Here is a 19,220-nt window from a genome sequence, read left to right on the forward strand (position 1 = left end):
CGGCGACCTGCCTTTTCGCACTCTGATACCGGTGAGCCACCGAAATGCGGGGAGGGGCTGGATGCGCGAGGATCTGCGACGCAGACTGGCGTCGCTGGAACCTGCCAGGCGCGAACAGCTCCTGCGGGAGCTGCGCGCCGGCCGGGCCCTGTCCGCCGCCCAGGACGCGATCCCGCCGGCCGGCCGGGACCGCCGGCTGCCGCTGACCTTCGCGCAGTCGCGTATGTGGGTCATGGACAGGCTGGCACCCGGACTGGCCCTCTACAACACCCCGCTCGCCATGCGGCTGCGCGGCCCGCTGGACCGCGCGGCCCTGTTGTCCGCCCTGGACACCGTCGTCGCCCGGCACGAGGTGCTGCGCACGCGGTATGTGGGGGAGGACGGCGACGGGGACCCCGAGCAGGTCGTCGACGCGGCGGGACCCGTCGCGCTGGAGACCCTGGAGCTGGGCGAAGTCCCCCTGGCCGACAGGGGCGAGCGCGCCCTGTCGCTGGCCGCCGAGGTGGCGACCCGGCCGTTCGACCTGGCCGCCGGACCGCTGCTACGGGTCACCCTCGCCCGGTTCACGGACGACGACCACGTCCTGGTGCTGTCCATGCACCACATCGTCCTCGACTCCTGGTCCGTGCCCGTCCTCATGCGTGAACTGGCCGAGTGCTACCAGGCCGTACGCGCCGGACGGCGGCCCGACCTGCCGACGCTGCCGGTGCAGTGCGCCGACTACGCGGTGTGGCAGCGGGAGCGCTTCGCGGCCGGGGCGGCGCGGGCGGACCTCGCCCACTGGCGCGAGCGCCTGGCCGGGCTGCCGACGCTGGACTTCCCCACCGACCGGCCCCGCCCTGTCGAACGCGGCTGGCAGGGCGGTCAGGTGGAAGCCCACTGGCCCGAGGAACTACGCCGTGAGCTGGCCGCGCTGGCCGAGCGTGCCGGGACGCGGATCCTGCCCGTGATGCTGGCCGGGTTCGCGGCGACGCTCAGCCGCTGGACGGACCAGCACGACATCCCCGTCGGGTCGATCTTCACCGGCCGCAGCAGGCCCGAGATCGAGTCCCTGATCGGCTACTTCGCCAACACCGTGGTGCTGCGCGCCGACACCTCCGGCGATCCGACCTTCCTGGAACTGCTGGCCCGGACGAACGAGACGGTGCTCGACGCCCACTCGCACCAGGACCTCCCGTTCGACCAGCTCGTCGAGGCACTGGGCGGGGAACGGGACGCCTCCCGCAACCCGCTGTTCCAGCACGCGCTCTACCAGGCCGACGCGGACCGCAGCGGATCGCGGCTGGGCGAGGTCCTCGTGGAGGAGCTGCCCGTCGATCTCGGCTCGTCCCGGTTCGACCTCGGCGTCGGCTTCGCCGAACATCCGGGCGGCGGCATGCGGCTGACCGCCGAGTACTCCGCCGAGCTGTTCGACGCCCCGCGCATGGTCCGACTGCTCGACCACTACCGGCAGTTCCTGACCTCCGCCGTCCGCCGGCCCGACAGCAGGCTGAGCGAGCTGGAGCTGCTGCCCCCGGCCGAGCGGGCGCAACTGGAGCTGTACAGCGGCGGCCCCCGCCACGACCACGGCGCGCGCACGCTGCTCGATGTCCTGGAGGAGACCGTCGGGGCGACACCGGACGCCCAGGCACTGGTCCACCAGGACACCGACCTGACCTTCCGCGAACTGGACGCCCGCGCCAACCGGCTGGCCCACCTGCTGATCGCGCACGGCGCCGGGCCCGGACAGCGGGTCGCGCTGCTGGCCCACCGTCACGAGCACTTCATGGTCGGCGTCCTCGCGACCATGAAGTCCGGCGCCGCCTACGTACCACTGGACCCCGCGTATCCGGCCGACCGGATCGCCCGTCTGCTGGCCGACGCCGACCCCGCGCTGGTGCTGACCACCACGGCCGCGGCGCCCCTCGCCCCTCCGGAGGCCGCCGGCGGGCGGATCGTGCTGGACGCCGAAGAGACCCGCGCCGACCTCGCCACCCGGCCCGCCACCGCGCCGACGGACGCCGACCGCACGGCGCCGCTGCGCCCCGCCCACCCCGCGTACGTGCTCTACACCTCCGGTTCGACCGGCACCCCCAAGGGTGTCCTGGTCGAACACCGCGGGCTGCTCAACCTGTTCGAGAACCAGCGGCGTACCGTCCACCGCCCCGCCGAGGAGGCGCTCGGGCGCCCGCTGCGCACCTGCCACGTGCTGTCCCTCTCCTTCGACGGCTCCTGGGAAGGGCTGCTGTGGATGTTCGGCGGACACAGCGTGCACCTCGCGGACGACGAGACCCGGCGCGACCCCACCGCCACCGCGCGGCTGATGATCCGCCACCGCCTCGACGCGATCGTCGCCACGCCGTCCTTCGCGGAGCAACTCCTCGCCGCCGGACTCCTGGACGACCCGGAACACATCCCCTCGGTCCTCGCCTTCGGCGGCGAGCAGATCAGCCCCGCCATGTGGCGGCGGCTGCGGGAGACGGAGGGGCTGAGCGCGTACAACCTGTACGGGCCGACCGAGGGCACCGTACTCGCCACGATGGCCGACTTCGCCCAGTCGCCGACTCCCACCATCGGTAGCCCCATCGGGAACGTCGCCGCTCATGTCCTGGACGCGGGGCTGCGACAGGTCCCCATCGGCGTGCCCGGTGAACTGTTCCTCGCCGGCCACTGTGTCGCCGGCGGCTACCTCAACGCCCCGGCCCTGACGGCGGACCGCTTCCTTCCCGACCCCTTCGGCCCGCCCGGCGCCCGCATGTACCGCACCGGTGACCGCGCCCGCAGGCGCGAGGACGGGCAACTCGAATTCCTCGGCCGGGCCGACAGTCAGGTGAAGATCCGTGGATTCCGGGTCGAACCGGGCGAGATCGAGGCCGCGCTGACCGCCCACCCCGAGGTCGCCCTGGCCGCCGTCATCCCCCACACAGGGGAGAACGGCGAACAACTCGTCGCCTACGTCGTACCGGAGCCCGGCGCCGAGCCGCCGGGAGCCCCCGCCCTGCGCGCCCATCTGATGGGAACGCTGCCCTCCCACATGGTGCCCGCCGCCGTCGTACCGGTGGACACGCTGCCCCTGACGGCGAACGGCAAGCTCGACCACCAGGCGCTGCCCGCCCCCGACTTCGGTGCCGACGCCGGTTCCCGGCCGCCCGGCACCGAACGGGAACGGCTGCTGTGCGAGGTGTACGAGAGCCTGCTCGGCCTGACACGGGTCGGGCTCGACGACGACTTCTTCGCCCTGGGCGGCCACTCCCTGCTCGCCACCCGACTGATCAGCAAGGTTCGGGCGGCCTTCGACGTGGAACTGCCGGTGGGCGCCCTGTTCGAGGCGCCCACCCCGGCCGGGCTGCTGACCCGCATCGACGCCGCCGGAGGCGCCCGGCAGCGGCTGCGCCGCACCGAGGACACCGACCACGCCCCCCTGTCGTACGGCCAGCGCCGCCTGTGGGTGGTCAACCGGCTCGACCCGGACAGCTCCGCGTACAACCTGCCCCTCGCCCTGCGGCTGCGCGGGCCGCTCGACCGGGAGGCGCTGCGCGCCGCCCTGACCGACGTCGTCGAGCGGCATCATGTGCTGCACACCGTCCTGGCCGTCGTCGACGGCGAACCGCGCCAGCAGCGTGCCGAGTTCGACGGCGCGCTGCCGGTCCGGGCCGTCCCCGATGAGCAGTTGCCCGACGTCCTCGCGGACGCCGTCGCGGCCGGCTTCGACCTCAGTACGGACCTGCCGCTGCGCGCCCGTCTGTACGAGGTCGGGCCCACCGAGCACGTCCTGCTCGTGGTCGTCCACCACGCCGCGGCCGACGCCTGGTCGACGGTCCCGCTCGCCCGCGACCTCTCCACGGCCTACGGCGCGCGCACGGCGGGACAGGCCCCTGACTGGGCCCCGTTGCCCGTGCAGTACGCGGACTACGCCCGGTGGCAGCACTCCCACCTGGGCGCCGACGAGGACACGGACAGCGTCGCCGCGGCCGAACTCGCCTTCTGGACCGACACCCTGGCCGCGCTGCCGGAGGAAGTGCCCCTGCCCGCCGACCGGACGCGTCCGGCCGCCGCGACCCACCGGGGCCAGCCGATCGAACTGACCCTGGACGCGGAACTGCACACGAGCCTGCTGGAGTTGGCGCGCACCCACGAGGTGACCCTCTTCATGGTCCTCCAGGCCGCGTTCGCCGCACTCCTCACCAGGCTGGGGGCAGGGGACGACATTCCGATCGGCACCCCGGTCGCCGGCCGGACCGACGAGTCGCTGGACGACCTGGTGGGTTTCTTCGTCAACACCCTGGTGCTGCGGACCGACACCTCGGGCGACCCGGGCTTCGACGAGCTGCTGGCCCGGGTGCGCCGCGCCGACCTGGCGGCGTACGCGCACCAGGCCCTGCCGTTCGAACGGCTCGTGGAGGAGCTCAAGCCGGCCCGCTCGCTGGCCAGGCACCCGCTGTTCCAGGTGAGCCTGGCGCTCGACAACAACGAACAGCCCGACCTCACCTTCCCCGGGCTCGACGCCGTGGTGGAACCGGTCGGCTCCACCACCACCAAGTACGACCTGACCCTCTCCCTCTCCGAGAATCAGGACGCCCACGGCCGGCCCGCCGGGATCAGCGGGGTGCTCGACAGCGCCGCCGACCTCTTCGACCTGGCCACCGCCCAGGCACTGGGCCGTCGCTTCACACGGCTCCTGCGCGCCGTCGCCGACGACCCGACACGGCGGATCGGCGCGGCGCCCCTGCTGGAGGCGGGCGAGGAGGACTATCTGCGGGCAGCGGGACGCGGGCCCGTAGAGACGCGGACCGGGCCACCGCTGCGGCTGGCGGACCTCATCGAGGCGCAGTCCCGCCGTACACCCGACGCGCCCGCTGTCAGCGACGGCGACACCGCACTCGACCACCGCGCCCTGGACGCCGCGGCCAACCGGCTGGCCCACGCGCTGGTGCGCCGGGGCGCCGGACCGGGGCGGCTCGTCGCCGTACTGATGCCGCGCTCGGCCGAGTTGGTCACCGCCGTCTGCGCGGTACTGAAGACGGGCGCTGGCTTCGTCCCCCTGGAGCCCGACCACCCAACGGCACGGATCCACGACGTACTTAAGGACGCCGACCCCGTCTGCGTCCTGACCACCGCCGACTGCGCGGTGCCGCTGCCCGAAGGTGTCGAACGGCTGCTGCCGCGGGACGCCGCAGAGGAGGCGGACACACCGGTCACGCCCCCGGTGGCGCCGAGCCCGGACGATCCCGCGTACGTCATCTACACCTCAGGCTCCACCGGCCGCCCCAAGGGCGTCGTCGTGGCCGACCGCTCCGTCACGGACTACCTCCACTGGGCCCGCGCGCACTACCCCGGACTGAGCGGTCGGGCACTGCTGCACTCGCCGGTCTCCTTCGACCTCACGATCACCACACTGTTCGGCCCCCTCCTGGCCGGCGGCTGCGTCCGGGTCGCCTCCTTGGAAGAGGCCGCCGCCGACCCCGGACAGGGCATCGACTTCCTGAAGGTGACGCCCAGTCATCTCGCGGTGCTGGAAACACTGCCCTCCTTCCTCAACCCCGGCGCGAGCCTGGTGGCCGGGGGCGAGCAGCTGACGGGCGCGGCGCTGCGTCACCGCCGAGCGGCCGACCCCCGGATCACCGTCTTCAACGAATACGGGCCCACCGAGACGACGGTCGGCTGCACGCTGCACACCGTGGCGCCCGGCGCCGAGCCCGCCGACGGGCCCGTCCCCATCGGCACCGCGGCCTGGAACACCTCCCTGTACGTCCTCGACGCGGCGCTGCGCCCGGCCCCGGCCGGAGTGCCCGGCAGGCTGTACGTGGCGGGCGCCGGGGTGGCGAGCGGCTATCTGAACCGGCCGGGGCTCACCGCCGACCGCTTCCTGCCCGACCCGTACGGCCCACCGGGAACCCGCATGTACGACACGGGCGACATCGTCCGCTGGGGCCGGGACGGCGCGCTGCACTACCAGGGCCGCGCCGACGGCCAGCTCAAGCTGCGCGGATTCCGGATCGAGCCCGGCGAGGTCGAGGCCGCCCTGTGCGGCGATCCGGCCGTCGCCGAGGCGGCCGTCGTGGTGCGCCGCTCGCCCGAGGGCGACGGACAACTCGTCGGGTACGTCGTCCCCGCCCGGGGAGCGGAACCGGACCTGGAGGCGCTGCGCTCCGGAATCCGGGGCAGCCTGCCGGACCACATGGTGCCCGGGGTGCTGGTGACCGTGGAGCGGCTGCCCCTGACCCCGAACGGCAAGCTCGACCGCGCGGCGCTGCCCGCACCCTCCTTCACCGTGGTGGGGCGCCCGCCCCGCAACGCCACGGAGCGCGCCCTGTGCGGGCTCGTCTCCGAGGTGCTCGGCATCCCGGAGGTCGGCGTCGACGACGACTTCTTCACCCTGGGCGGCCATTCACTGCTCGCCGCCCGACTCGTCGCCCGCGCCCAGCGGGAGCTCGGCCTGGAGCTGAGCGTGCGCGCCGTCTTCGAGACGTCGACCGTCGCCGGGCTCGCCGCGAGTTCCCGCAGCCGGGAGCCGGACGGCTTCCCCGTACTGCTGAGGCTGCGGGAGGGCGGCGACCTGCCCCCGCTGTTCTGCGTGCATCCCGCCGCCGGCGTCAGCTGGGGGTATGTGGGGCTGCTGCGCCATCTGGAGCCGGAGCGACCGGTGTACGCGCTCCAGTCACGCGCCCTGGGGGACCGGGACTACCGGCCGACGTCCGTCGCCGAGGTGGCCGAGGAGTACCGCAAGGAGATCCGCGAGGTGTGTCCCGAGGGTCCCTACCACCTGCTGGGCTGGTCGTTCGGCGGAATGGTCGCGCATCTGATGGCCTGTCAACTCCAGGAGGAGGGGCAGGAGGTCGGCTCCCTCACCCTCCTGGACAGCTACCCGTTCGCCCCCGGCGACCGGGCGCCGTCCCTGGACGACCCGCGACTCCTCACGGAGGCCGCCGTCTCGCTCGGCTACGGCACCGCCGAGCGCATGGCCGAGGACTTCGGACAGGACGGGGCGACGGCCATGGCCCGCGCGTTCGCCACGAACGCGGGGCTTCAACACACGTACGAGCCGAAGAAGCTGGACGGCGATGTGCTCTTCTTCGAGGCCATGGCGGACCGGTTCCCCGGTGCGCCGGAGCCCGAGTCCTGGCAGCCGTTCGTGACGGGCCGGCTTGAGGTGCGTCCGATCGACGCGGCACACGGCGCGATGGTCCGTCCCGAACCGCTGGCCGAGATGGGACCGCTGCTCGCGGCGCGGCTCGCGCGATGACGCGCGGACTGTCGCCAACCACCCACCGATGGAGCGGGGTTGCACGTGTTCATTGATCTTCCCTCGGCGGTGCGCGAGAACGCCGCGGTGCGCGGTACGAAGCGCGCCCTGACGTTTCTGCCCGGTGCTCTGTCGACGACCCGGACGGACCTGACGTTCGCCGAGGTGGACGTGCGCGCCCGCGCGGTCTCCGGACTGCTGCGGCAGCGGGTGCGCCCCGGTGACCGGGCCCTGCTGATCATGCCGACGGCGGCGGAGTTCGTGCCCGCCTTCCTGGGCTGTCTCGCGGCGGGCGTCGTCGTCGTACCGCTTCCGATGCCCGTGGACGAGTCCTCCGTCCGGCGCGTCCTCAACGTCGCCCGGGACTGCGAACCGGCCCTGGTGCTCTCACTGTCGCCGCTGACCCAGCACCTGGCGCAGGTGCCGGAACTGGCGGCGCTGCGGGACGGCATCCCCTGGATCGACGTCGACCTGATCGACGAGGCCGCGGGCGACGACGCCCCGGAGCATCCGCTGAGCCCGGACAGTCTGGCCTTCCTCCAGTACACGTCCGGTTCCACCAAGGCCCCGCGCGGCGTGATGGTCACGCACGGCGCTCTCATGGACAACGAGACGGCCATCCGCCGCAGCTTCCGTGTCACCCCCGACGACACGGTGGTCAGCTGGCTGCCGCTGCACCACGACATGGGGCTGATCGGCGCGCTGCTGCAACCTCTGTGCACGGGAGCCCGCTCCGTCATCCTGGACCCGCTGACCTTCCTGCGCCGCCCCGCCGTCTGGCTGGAGACGATCTCCGAGGAGCGCGCCGGAATCAGCGGCGGCCCGAACTTCGCCTACGAGCTGTGCCTGCGCAAGGTGACGGACGAGGAGCGCGCGCGACTCGACCTCAGTTGCTGGCAGCTGGCGTTCAACGGTGCCGCGCCCGTCGCGCCGCGCACCCTGCGGGCCTTCTCGGAGACGTTCGGGGAGGTGGGCTTCCGGCCCACCACGCACACACCCTGTTACGGGCTGGCCGAGGTCACGCTGCTGGTGGCGAGCACCGACGCCGTCGAGGAGTGCGCGAGCCGTACGTACGAGGTGTCCGCCCTGGAGCAGGGCCACGCCACGGTCGTGGAGGACACCGGCGGGGACGGGGACGGCGGCCGGGAGTTGATCGCGTACGGGCTGCTCGACCACGCGGCCGTACGGATCGTGGATCCGGGCACTCGCGCACCGCTGCCCGACGGACGGATCGGTGAGATCTGGGTGGCCGGTGAGAGCGCCGGGGCGGGCTACTGGGGCGACGCGGAGGCGTCCGAGGCCACGTTCCGCGCCGAGCTGGTGGAGGCGGCCGACGGGGTCGGGGAGGCAGGGGAGGCGGAACAGGACCGGAGGACGTACGTCCGCACCGGCGACCTCGGCTTCCTGCACGAGGGCTCCCTCCAGGTGACGGGCCGGATGAAGGATCTGGTGATCTACCGGGGCCGCAATCTGCACCCGGAGGACCTGGAGATCGACGTCGCCGCCGCCGACCCCGCCTTCCGGCCGGGCTGCGGCGCGGTCTTCTCCCTGCCGGCCGACGCGGCGGGGGACGAGGCGGTCGTCGTGGTCCAGGAGGTCCGCGCGGGCACTCCCGAGGAGGACCATCCGGCACTGGCCGGCCGTATCCGCCAGGTGCTCTCGCGCGAGTACGGGGTCACGGCCCGCACGGTCGCGCTGCTGCCGCACGGGGCGATCGCCAAGACGTCCAGCGGCAAGGTGCAGCGGCACCTGGCACGGCAGCGGTTCCTCGCGAAGGAGCTGCCCATGCTCTGGTCGCGGACCGTCACGGCGACGGACTCCCGCGCCGTACGCGACGGGCTGCCCGGTGGCCGGGCCGTCCTGGAGGCGCCCGAGGCGGAGCGGCCCGCGCTGCTCACCCGTGCGCTCTGCGAGCGGCTCGAACAGCTCACCGGCACCCCGGCGGAGCCCGGCACGGCCCCCACGTCCCTGGGGATGGACTCGCTCATGGCGACCCGGGTCCTCCAGGAGCTGGAGGATCTGCTGGGCGTGCGGCTGCGGCAGACCCTCGTGCTGCGCGCCGAGTCGGTCGCCGACCTGGCCGAGGCCGCCCTCAGGGATGCCGCCCGCACCGCGGACGCCCCGGACGCGGACGCCCCGGACGCGGACGCCCCGTTCGCGGACGCGGCATCGGTCGGCGGGAGCGGCGGCTACGAACTCACCCACGCCCAGCGGGCCCTGTGGTTCCTCCAGCGCAGTGACCCCTCCTCGTACGCGTACAACGTCACGCGCGCGTTCCTGCTCACCGGCGACCTCGACACGGACCGGCTGACCGCCGCGCTGCGGGCTGTGGTCCGCCGCAACCCGGCCCTGCGGCTCACGCTCCGCTCGGCCGGGGGCGTCCCCGAGGCGTCCGTCGCGCGGGGCCGGGCACTGCGCGTCGAGTCGGTCGATGCCAGAGGGCATGGCGATCAGTGGGTCCAGGACCGGGCCGACGAACTGGCCACCCGTCCCTTCGACCTGGAGCGCGACGAACTGGTCAGGGCGCTCGTGCTGCACCGCGGCGAGGACACCGTCCTGGTGCTCTCGCTGCACCACGTCGTCTGCGACCTCACCTCCCTGACCGTCGTTCTGGACCAGCTCAAGGAGGCGTACGACGACCGCGCCGACTGGCCCGAGGCCGAGCCGGCCCGGACCTCACCCGCCGCACTGGAAGAGGCCGCCCTCGCCTCGCGCGGAGATGAACTGCTCGCCTTCTGGAAGGAGCGGCTGGCTGGCGAGCTGCCCGTGCTGGAGCTGCCCGGCAGCACCCGCCGGCGCGGCCCGGAGGGCGCCACCGTCTCCTTCGAAGGCTCGCCCGAACTCCTCGCCGCGCTGCGCCGGTTGAGCCGCGACCGCGGCACCACGCTGCACAACCTGCTGCTCGCGTCGTTCCAGGTGCTCCTGCACCGGATCACCGGCCAGTCGGACCTGGTGGTGGGTGTGCCGGTGAACAGCCGGACCCGGACGGATCTGGTGGACCAGGTCGGCTATCTGGTGAACGTGCTGCCGGTCCGCTCCGCCTTCACCACCGGCACGCCCCTCGCGGAGTTCGCCACCGCGACACATCACGGGATGCTGGACGCCCTCGACCACCAGGACATGCCGTTCGCCCTGCTGACCAGGCATCTCAACCCGGACCGCGCCGGGGGCGCACCACCGGTCTTCCAGGCGATGTTCAGTCACTACACCACCACGCAGCCGGGCGACCGCGGCGCCGTCGGAGTCGTCCTCGGCGATCCCGACGCGGTGCTCGCCCTGGACGGTGCCACGGTGCGGGCCCATCCGGTGCCGGAGCGGACGACGCAGTCCGACGTCGGGCTCAACGTGGCCGAGTTCGCGGACTCCCTGCTCTTCGGGCTGTCCTACGACACCGCCCTGCTGCCCCGTGCGCAGGCCGTACGGCTGCTCAGCGCCTACCAGGCGCTGCTGACCGCCGCCGTGGCCGCCCCGGACGTGGACGTGGCGCTGCTGCCACTGGTCGACGAGGAGGGGGCCAAGGACCTTCTGGCGCTGTCGGCGGGACCGGTGATCCCGCGTGAGGAGCACTACGTCGCGACCATCGAGCGCCAGGTCGCCCGTACCCCCGACGCCGAGGCGGTGGACGACGGCACCGAGCGGCTCACCTACGCCGAGCTGGACGCCAGGGCCAACCGTGTCGCCGGGCGGCTGCGCGCGGCCGGCGCGGGCCCGGAGACCAACGTCGTGCTGTGCGCGGAGCGTTCGGCCTCCTTCCTTGCGGTGCTGCTCGGCATCCACAAGACCGGTGCCTGCTACGTACCGATCGGCACTCGTGAGGCGCCGCGCCGGATCGCGGACATGCTGCGGACGCTGCGCGCCGTCGCGGTCGTCACGGACGCCCGGGGCCAGGCCCTGATGGAGGGTGTACCGGAGGCCGGGGGAGGTACGGAGTCCCTGCCGGTGCTCGACCTCGATGTCATGTGCGCGGGGTCGGGCGAGCCGGATCCCTCGGCCCCGTCCGCCGCCGTGTCGCCGGTCTCCGCCGCGTACATCATCCACACCTCGGGCTCCACCGGTGTGCCGAAGGCCGCGACGGTCACGGCGGCGGGGCTGACGAACCATCTGTGGCAGATGATCGAGCACTTCTCCGTGACGGCGAGCGACGTGGTGGGCCAGACCGCGCCCGCGACGTTCGACATCTCGCTCTGGCAGTTCCTCGCGCCGCTGATGGTCGGGGGCCGGCTCCGGGTGCTGGACGACCGGCAGGCGCTCTCCCCGGCCCGGCTGCGGGAGGTTGTCGTCGAGAGCCGGACGACCCTCATGGAGGTCGTCCCCGCCGTGGTGGCCGCCCTGCTGGAGGCGGGCATCGGGGACAGTCCGCACGCGCTGCGCGCGATGATCTCCGGTGGTGAGGCGCTGAGTTGGGAGACCGCCGACCGGTGGCTCGCCGCCTGCCGGGACGTCGAGCTGTACAACGCCTACGGGCCCACCGAATGCGCCGACGACGTCAGCATCTACCGCGTCACCGCCGAGTCGGACCGCAGCCGCCCGGTGCTGATCGGCGCGCCGCTGGCCAACATGACCGGCTACATCCTCGACGACGGAATGCAGTTGGTGCCGCAGGGCATGGCCGGCGCCCTGTGGGTCGGCGGGACGGGCGTCGGACGCGGCTACTTGGGCAATCCGTCCGGTACGGCCGAGTCCTTCGTGCCCGACCCCTACGGCCCGCCCGGCGCCCGGCTCTACCGTACGGGCGACCTGGCCCGGTACACGGCCGACGGGGATCTGGAGTATCTGGGCCGGGTGGACCGTCAGGTCAAGATGCGCGGACTGCGTATCGAGCCCGGCGAGGTGGAGGCCGCGCTGCGCGGGGTGGACGGGGTGCGGGAGGCCGTGGTCAAGGTGCACGAGACGGCGCGGGGCATGTCTCTCGTCGGCCATCTGGTGCTCTCCGGCGCCGGGCGGTCCGGACCTCTCACCCCCGCCGAACACGACGCCTTCCGCCGGGAGTTGGCGGGCCGACTGCCTCGCCACATGATCCCGACCGTTCTCCTGCGGATCGACGCCATACCCCGGTTCGGCAACGGCAAGATCAACTACGGGGCGCTGGAGTACCGCCCCGTGGAGAGCGCCGCCCGGCCCGGTGAAGCCGAACCCGCCGCGCCGGAGGCGTCGGACCGGATCACCGTCGCGGTGCGGGCGATCTGGACGGAACTGCTCGGGGGCGAGCAGCCGGCGCTCCAGGACAATTTCTTCCTCCTCGGCGGTCATTCCCTGCTTGCCCTGCGAATGATCGACAGAGTCGGTCAGGAAATGTCCGTGGAGCTGGAGATCGATTCCGTATTCGACCGTCCGACGCTCGGAGAATTTGTCGAAGCGGTACGTGGCGCGAAGGCGCGTACTCGATCGGTGACACCGCTGCGGAGGATATCCAGGGAGCCGGTGAGGAAACGCGGGCACGCCTGAGAACGGGCTCTGCCGAAATACGTGACCATCCTGGAGCGCACCGCTTCACCTGTGGTTACGTATTTCGGCTTGCTCGGAAAAGGGTCCTCGGGGAATTTATGTAAAGTCCCGGACTGATTTCTTCCGAGCGGTTGATACGGCTGGCGGGCTGTGATTCTCTGATGCCGCACATTCCAATCGCGTGGCTCGCCGCGCATATCCAGGGGAGTGAATATGCAGAACATCCAGGAGCAGGACGCGTTCGAGGTTCTCGTCGACGACGAGTACGAGACGGCGCAGTACTGCAAGCTGCCCGTCTGTTCCGTCTGAGTTCGAGTCCCAGTCCGAGTCTGAGACCCGGTCCGAGATCGAGTCTGAGACCGACGAAGATCCGGGTCCGCCACCCCGCGGGGTGGCGGACCCTCTCTCCCGGGGGAGTCCGATGCGGGTACGTGTCTCGCGCCTCGCCGTCTTCATGAGCCGGAACGGGCAGCTCGTCTGCGACGTCCCGGACCGTCACCGACAGGCCGGGCTGCGCCCCGCGGCCTGGGAGCTGCTCGCGCGCCACACGCGCTGGGCCGAGCCCCGCGACGAGGACGCCCCGCTGGTCAAGCAACTCCTGGGCGCCGGCGTGCTGATCGAGGAGGGCTCGCCCGAGCATCACCAGGAGGACGAACGGAGCCCCTGGCGCTCCTGGGGCACCGCCGCCACCTACTTCCACCTCGCCACCCGCACGCTCGACGGCGAGCGCTTCGTGACGGCCGCCGACGACACGGCGCGGCTGCGGCAGAAGGCCGAACAGGAGCCGGAGCCCGAGCCGTTCAAGCGCTACGACATCCCCGCCCTCGCGCTGCCCGCCCCCCTCGCGCTCGACTCCGCGATGGACCGGACACTGCGTGAACGCCGCACCACCCGCCGGTTCGACGACGGCGCCCCGGTGACACTGGCGCAGTTGAGCACCGCGCTGCACTGGACCGGCGGTGTCCAGCACCGTTTCGACGTGCCCGGCTTCGGCGAGGCGGTGCTCAAGGCCAGCCCGTCCGGCGGCTCACGGCACCCCATCGAGATCTACCCCGTGGTGCGCGACGTCAAGGGACTGGCCCCCGGCCTCTACCACTACGCCGCCGACATCCACGCCCTGGAGCCGCTGCCCGGTGAGGCCCCCGACACCGAGACGCTGCTGCACTGGTTCGGCGACCAGACGTTCGTGCCCCGGGCCGGTGTGCTGTTCCTCTACACGGCGGTGCTGGAGCGGTCCGCCTGGAAGTACCCGACCGGGCGCACCTACCGCGCCGTCTACACCGAACTCGGTCATGTGAGCCAGACCGCGTATCTCACCGGGGCCGCGCTCGGGCTCGGTGTCTTCTACACGGCGGCGATGCGCGACGAGCCCGTCGAGGAGGTCTTCGGGCTCGACTGGCGACACGAGATCCCGCTGGGCATCAACGGCTTCGGTGTGCCCCATCCCCAGGAGGCCGCCCGGCAACGGGAGATGGCGGCGGGCGGCGAACCGGGCTTCTCCTACGCGCGCGACGAGTGGGACGGCCTCGGATGAGCGGGACGCACGACAGCCGCGTCCATGTGGACACGACCCGGATCGCCGCGAACATCGCCGCCTTCCATGCCCGTGCCGCGATCCCGGTGCGCGCCCACATCAAGGGCCACCGCACGCTGGAGATCGCACGCCTCCAGCGGGAGGCCGGCGCCCGGGGCATCGCGGTGACCCGGCCCCAACTGGCCCGGCACTACGTCACCGGCGGCTTCACCGACCTCGTCGCCGCGTGGCCCTGGCGTGATCCGCAGATCCTGGACCGGTTCGCCGAACTCGCCGCCGACTGCGCCCTGTCCGTGCACCTGGACGACGTGGCGGCGGTCGAAAGCCTCGACGGCGCGGCCCGTCGGTACGGCACCCGGGCCGCCGTCCGCGTACAGGTCGACGGCGGCACCGACGTCACCGCCGTCGCGGAGGCCGTCGACCGGGCCCGTAACCTCAGCCTGGAGGGGATCGTCGGCTACCTCGACATCGAGACGCCCGAGCAGGCGACACGCCGTCAGGAGCTGGCCCGTATCCTCGCCGACTCGCTGGTCGAGACGGCCGAACGGCTGCGCGCCGACGGGCACCCCTGCGACACCGTCGCCCTCGGCGGCACCCCCTGCGTCGACACCTTGGCGCCCGGCATCACCGAACTGGGCGCGGGCGCCTACCCGCTGGGTGACGCCGGGCTTGTCGCGCTGGGCGTCCTGACGGAGAAGGACATCGCCGTACGGGTCGACCCCGGCGGGACGGGTCTGCTGGCCGAGTGCGGACAGCCGTGGCACCCGGCCCCCTTCGTACGGCTGCCGGACGGCGCCCTCGCCCCCACCCACATCTGCCCGCTCCTGCTGAACGTGACCGAACTCCACACCGACACAGGGGAGCGCTGGCCCGTCCTCGCCCCCGTCACCGCGTGAGAAGCGGATGAACAAGCTCGACGTCCTGCGGGTACGGGACTTCCGCCTGTTCTTCCTCGGCAGCCTCGCCTCCGTGCTGGGCGACTTCATGGCGCCCGTCGCGCTGGCCTTCGCCGTGCTGGACATCGGCGACGCCGGGGACCTGGGCCTCGTACTCGCCGCCCGCGTCCTGCCGTTGATGGCGTTCATGCTGCTCGGCGGGGTGGTGGCGGACCGGCTGCCGCGCCGCCTGGTGATGGTCTCGTCCGACCTCGTACGCGGCGCGGGGCAGGGGCTGCTCGCCGTCCTGCTGCTCACCGGCAGCGCGGGCATCTGGCACCTGGTCGTGCTCCAGGTCGTGCACGGCACGGCCTCGGCGCTGTTCATGCCCGCCATCAGCGGTCTCGTCCAGCAGACGGCACCCGCCGACCGGTTGCAGGAGGCCAACTCGCTGTGCAGCCTGGCGCGCGCCGGTGGGAACGTCGCGGGCCCCGTGCTCGCCGGCGTACTCGTCGCCACCGCCGGCTCCGGCTGGGCCATCGCTGTCGACGCCGCGACCTTCCTCGTCAGCGCCTACTTCCTGCGGCTGCTGCCCAAGGGTGTGGTGCCGCCCAAGCTCACGGTCCACTCCATGCTGGCCGATCTGCGCGAGGGCTGGCGGGAGTTCACCGGGCGACGCTGGATCTGGGTCGTCGTCGTCGCGGCCTCCCTGGCCAACGGGCTCCAGGCCGCCTACTCGGTGCTGGGCCCCGTGGTGGCGGAGGAGCGGCTCGGCGGAGCCACCGCGTGGGGAGTCGTCGTCTCCTGCTACGGCGCGGGCGCCTGTGTGGGCGGGCTGGCCACGCTCTGGCTGAAGGCGCGCTTCCCGCTGCGCTCAGCTCTCTACGCCGACTGTCTGTGCTCCCTGCCGCTCCTGGCGCTGGCGCTGCAACTGGCCACACCGTCCCTGGCGGTGGCCGCCTTCCTCGGCGGCTGCGGACTGATGGTCTTCAACACGCTCTGGGAGACCACGCTGCAGAGCAACGTGCCCGGCGACCGCCTCTCCCGGGTCAGCGCCTACGAGTGGCTGGGCTCCATGGCCTGCCAGCCGCTGGGCATGGTGCTGGTGCCCGTCATCGCGCTGCGCACCGGTCCCGAGCCGGTGCTGTACGCGTGCGGACTGATCATGCTGGCGATGTCGCTCGCGCAGCTGCTCCTGCCGGACGTCCGCCGCCTTCCTGTCGCGACGTCCGCCCCTGCGGAGAGCAAGGCGTGACCGTGGGTCAGTGGCCGCCGACGACCTCGTGACCCGCCGCCTTCAGCGCCCGCTCCGCGTCCTCGAACCGGGCCACCGGCACCAGCACCACGTCGCTGTCGAAGGTCGAGGCCACGAACACCGGTACCCCGGCGCGCCCGAGCGGCTCCAGCAGCGCCACGAGCATCCCGGGCACGTCCAGCTCATGCGCGTTCTCCCCGTACAGCCCGGCCCACAACTCGACGGCGCCGGTCGCGTCCGGCGTGTCCGGTACCTCGTGGATGACCGTGAGCCCCTCGGGGCCACGTACCAGCGCCCACCACGCCCGTGTGAGGGCGGACGCGACGGCCTCCTCGGGCAGCAGTTCCACCGTCAGCCTGCTGGACAGCACGCGCAGGCGCTGTCGTTTCCCCGTACCCAACTCGGTCCCCTTCCCCCTGTTCCCCCTGCTCCGGCCATCCTGGCACGCGTTCTCACCCGTCGGAACCGAGCGAGCGCCGTCGCGCGTCCGTCGCCTGTGTGACCACGCGATCGGGGACGGCCCGAACACGAACGACACGCGGGACGAACGGCTGGGCCGGCTGCCTGGCCGTCGTCGCCGGGTTTGTCACGGGGCTCGCCGTATGGGGCGTCGGTGCGGCGCCCGGTCTGCGCGGTGCCTTCGAGGGGGAGCGGGACTGGAGCCTGCTCTACCTGGACGGCCCGGTGATGATCTTCGGCATTCCCGCGGTCGCACTGGGGGTCTGGGCCCTGGTGGGTGGGGTGTTGCGGGCCCGGGACGGGGTGGCGGCGGTGGCCGTGCTGCTCGCGCTGGCGGCCGTCGCCTGGGGGTGCGGTGAGTGGCTGGAGATGCGTACGGATCGGTTCACCCGTGGTGACTCCTGGTGAACGAGGGTGACGCCGGAGAGGTTCCCGGGGGCGAGATACGCGCGGCGGGCATGATGGCCATCGGCGAGGCCGGCCGGCCACGCGTCGTACGCCGCCACCGAGGGAGTGCAGCACATGTCGTATCCGGAACCCCGCCACCACGGGGACAAGGGCGAGGTCAACGCGGTGTACCGGCCCGCGAGCACCCCCGCCGACGTACGGTCACCGTCGGGCGCCGAGACGCACTTCGTGGCGTCCAGCGTGTCGACGGGCGGCGAGTTCGGGCTCTACCGGATGGACATGGTGCCCAGGGGCGGCGGGCCGAGCACCCATTTCCACAAGACCATCTCGGAGTCCTTCTACATCCTTGAGGGGACGGTCCGGCTGTACGACGGTGAGCGCTGGATCGACGGGGAGAAGGGCGACTTCCTGTACGTGCCGCCGGGCGGGCTGCACGGCTTTCGCAACGACTCGGACGCGCCCGCCTCCACGCTCATCCTGTTCGCGCCGGGAGCGCCGCGCGAGGAGTACTTCGAGAAGGTTTCCACGGTCGGGCGGATGACGGACGAGGAGCGCACGGCGTTTTTCATCAAGCACGACACGTACTGGGTGGACTGAGCCGGCCTGTCAACGGGGCCCCTCGGTAAAGCCGTTGGCGGCGGAGCCTGATCTGCGGCAAAGTCCCTGCGTAAACGCCTTGTCGTCACATCGGGTCAACCCGTGGCCCATGCTTGCGGTCAACAACCAACGGTTGCCAGGGTGTTGCTGTCTGTCAACCTGTTGGGAGTGGCCCTGTGGCATTCGGTGAGCAGCCGGCCTATCTGCGCGTCGCCAGTGATCTTCGGCGGAAGATCGTCGACGGCGCTCTGCCGCCGCACACCCGGCTGCCGTCGCAGGCCCGTATCCGTGAGGAGTACGGCGTCTCGGACACGGTCGCTCTCGAAGCCCGCAAGGTGCTGATGGCGGAAGGGCTCGTCGAGGGCCGCTCCGGGTCCGGCACCTACGTCCGGGAGAAGCCCGTCCCGCGCCGCATCGCGCGCTCGGGCTACCGGCCGCCGTCCGGCGCCAATCCGTTCCGGCAGGAGCAGTCCGAGGACGGGGTGCGCGGCACCTGGGAGTCGAGCACCGAGCGGGACGAGGTGGCGCCGGAGATCGCGACACGGCTCGGGATACAACCGGGCGACCCGGCGATGCGCACGCGCTACATCTTCAGGGACGCCGGGGAGCCGATGATGCTCTCCACCTCCTGGGAGCCCTTGGAGGTCACGGGGCGTACGCCGGTGATGCTTCCCGAGGAGGGACCGCTCGGCGGATGCGGGGTCGTGGAGCGGATGGCGGCCATCGGCGTCGTGGTGGACAACGTGGTGGAGCAGGTCGGCGCGCGCCCGGGGCTGGCGGAGGAGCTCCTGTCGCTCGGCGGTGTGCCCGGCCATGTCGTGATGGTGCTTGAGCGGACGTACTACGCGTCGGGCCGCGCGGTCGAAACGGCTGACGTGGTCGTTCCGGCGGACCGCTACCGCATCGCCTATCACCTTCCGGTCAGATGACGGCCCGGTGAGAACCGGCTGACCGGAGGGCCGCCCTCGTCCGGCCAGGGCCGGCCACGCGCCACCCCAACAGGACGTCAGAAGCGGGGAGATGACGCGCGCTCACCCCCGCGCGCCCTCACGAGCCCGAATCTTCTTGGCCAGATGTGTACCTCTTTGTATAAACACGCATCCGCTGAGTGAAGGTCAGGCGTAGGCTCGGGCATATGCGCATTGGGGTTTCCAGGAGGTCGTCCGAGTGGTGCGGGCAGTTGGCGGGAGGGGCACGATGACCGACAGCGGTGCTGTGCTGCCTTGGCTGGTCATACGTCAGGACGACAACGGGAACCGGTACCGGGTGGGCAGGTATGCCACGAAGGACGAGGCGCAGAAGACGGTGGACAGCCTCGACGCCAAGGGTCCCAAGCAGCTCTACTGGGTCGAGCGCCTGCAGCAGACCAGCCGCTGACCTCACCGACCGGGGACCGTGCCCCCTCGTGGAGCTGACACCCTTGTG

10 protein-coding genes are annotated in these 19,220 nt (G+C 72.3%); 9 read left to right on the forward strand and 1 reads right to left on the reverse strand.

Going from position 1 to position 19,220, the window contains the following annotated elements:
* Nucleotides 1-61: 61 nt before the first annotated feature.
* The 5 genes from BHU15_RS10990 to BHU15_RS11010 all read left to right on the forward strand — a co-directional run bounded on the left by BHU15_RS10990 (nt 62) and on the right by BHU15_RS11010 (nt 16,331).
* Entirely contained in the window at nt 62-7,222 is a 7,161-nt protein-coding gene (locus BHU15_RS10990) for a non-ribosomal peptide synthetase (protein ID WP_069627019.1), read from the forward strand.
* 45 nt (nt 7,223-7,267) lie between these two features.
* Complete coding sequence (locus BHU15_RS10995; protein WP_069627020.1) at nt 7,268-12,667, forward strand: non-ribosomal peptide synthetase; 5,400 nt, start codon at nt 7,268-7,270, stop codon at nt 12,665-12,667.
* Between the two features lie 421 nt (nt 12,668-13,088).
* Entirely contained in the window at nt 13,089-14,201 is a 1,113-nt protein-coding gene (locus BHU15_RS11000; protein WP_069627021.1) for a SagB/ThcOx family dehydrogenase, read from the forward strand.
* Nucleotides 14,198-15,097: an alanine racemase gene (locus BHU15_RS11005; protein ID WP_069627022.1), complete on the forward strand. Its 900-nt coding sequence runs from the start codon at nt 14,198-14,200 to the stop codon at nt 15,095-15,097. Before BHU15_RS11000 ends, BHU15_RS11005 begins: the two co-directional genes overlap by 4 nt.
* A 7-nt stretch (nt 15,098-15,104) precedes the next feature.
* Complete coding sequence (locus tag BHU15_RS11010; RefSeq protein WP_023538911.1) at nt 15,105-16,331, forward strand: MFS transporter; 1,227 nt, start codon at nt 15,105-15,107, stop codon at nt 16,329-16,331.
* 7 nt (nt 16,332-16,338) lie between these two features.
* Here the strand turns inward: BHU15_RS11010 and BHU15_RS11015 are convergent, their stop codons facing one another.
* Nucleotides 16,339-16,731 (reverse strand): ACT domain-containing protein, encoded by a 393-nt coding sequence (locus tag BHU15_RS11015; RefSeq protein WP_079128068.1) that lies wholly within the window; start codon nt 16,729-16,731, stop codon nt 16,339-16,341.
* Nucleotides 16,732-16,829: 98 nt separating this feature from the next.
* Here BHU15_RS11015 and BHU15_RS11020 point away from each other — a divergent pair, with 98 nt between their 5' ends.
* The 4 genes from BHU15_RS11020 (at nt 16,830) to BHU15_RS11035 (ending at nt 19,172) form a co-directional block, all read left to right on the forward strand.
* Nucleotides 16,830-17,198 carry a hypothetical protein gene (locus BHU15_RS11020; RefSeq protein ID WP_069627023.1) on the forward strand — a complete coding sequence of 123 codons (369 nt, stop codon included), beginning with the start codon at nt 16,830-16,832 and terminating at the stop codon, nt 17,196-17,198.
* Nucleotides 17,199-17,312: 114 nt separating this feature from the next.
* Nucleotides 17,313-17,795 carry a cupin domain-containing protein gene (locus tag BHU15_RS11025; RefSeq protein ID WP_069627024.1) on the forward strand — a complete coding sequence of 161 codons (483 nt, stop codon included), beginning with the start codon at nt 17,313-17,315 and terminating at the stop codon, nt 17,793-17,795.
* Between the two features lie 176 nt (nt 17,796-17,971).
* Nucleotides 17,972-18,724, forward strand: coding sequence for a GntR family transcriptional regulator (locus BHU15_RS11030; protein WP_069627025.1), 753 nt, complete (start codon nt 17,972-17,974; stop codon nt 18,722-18,724).
* A gap of 268 nt (nt 18,725-18,992) precedes the next feature.
* On the forward strand, nt 18,993-19,172 hold the full coding sequence (locus tag BHU15_RS11035) for an SPOR domain-containing protein (protein ID WP_069627026.1): 180 nt from the start codon (nt 18,993-18,995) through the stop codon (nt 19,170-19,172).
* The last annotated feature ends 48 nt before the right edge of the window (nt 19,173-19,220 follow it).

The sequence above is a fragment of the Streptomyces niveus genome (assembly GCF_001723055.1).
Classification (GTDB): domain Bacteria; phylum Actinomycetota; class Actinomycetes; order Streptomycetales; family Streptomycetaceae; genus Streptomyces; species Streptomyces niveus.

Coding starts and splice junctions, on each gene's coding strand:
- BHU15_RS11005 (WP_069627022.1), top strand. CDS start 14,198: ATGAGCGGGACGCACGACAGCCGCGTCCATGTGGACACGACCCGGATC.
- BHU15_RS10990 (WP_069627019.1), top strand. CDS start 62: ATGCGCGAGGATCTGCGACGCAGACTGGCGTCGCTGGAACCTGCCAGG.
- BHU15_RS11000 (WP_069627021.1), top strand. CDS start 13,089: ATGCGGGTACGTGTCTCGCGCCTCGCCGTCTTCATGAGCCGGAACGGG.
- BHU15_RS11010 (WP_023538911.1), top strand. CDS start 15,105: ATGAACAAGCTCGACGTCCTGCGGGTACGGGACTTCCGCCTGTTCTTC.
- BHU15_RS11025 (WP_069627024.1), top strand. CDS start 17,313: ATGTCGTATCCGGAACCCCGCCACCACGGGGACAAGGGCGAGGTCAAC.
- BHU15_RS11035 (WP_069627026.1), top strand. CDS start 18,993: ATGACCGACAGCGGTGCTGTGCTGCCTTGGCTGGTCATACGTCAGGAC.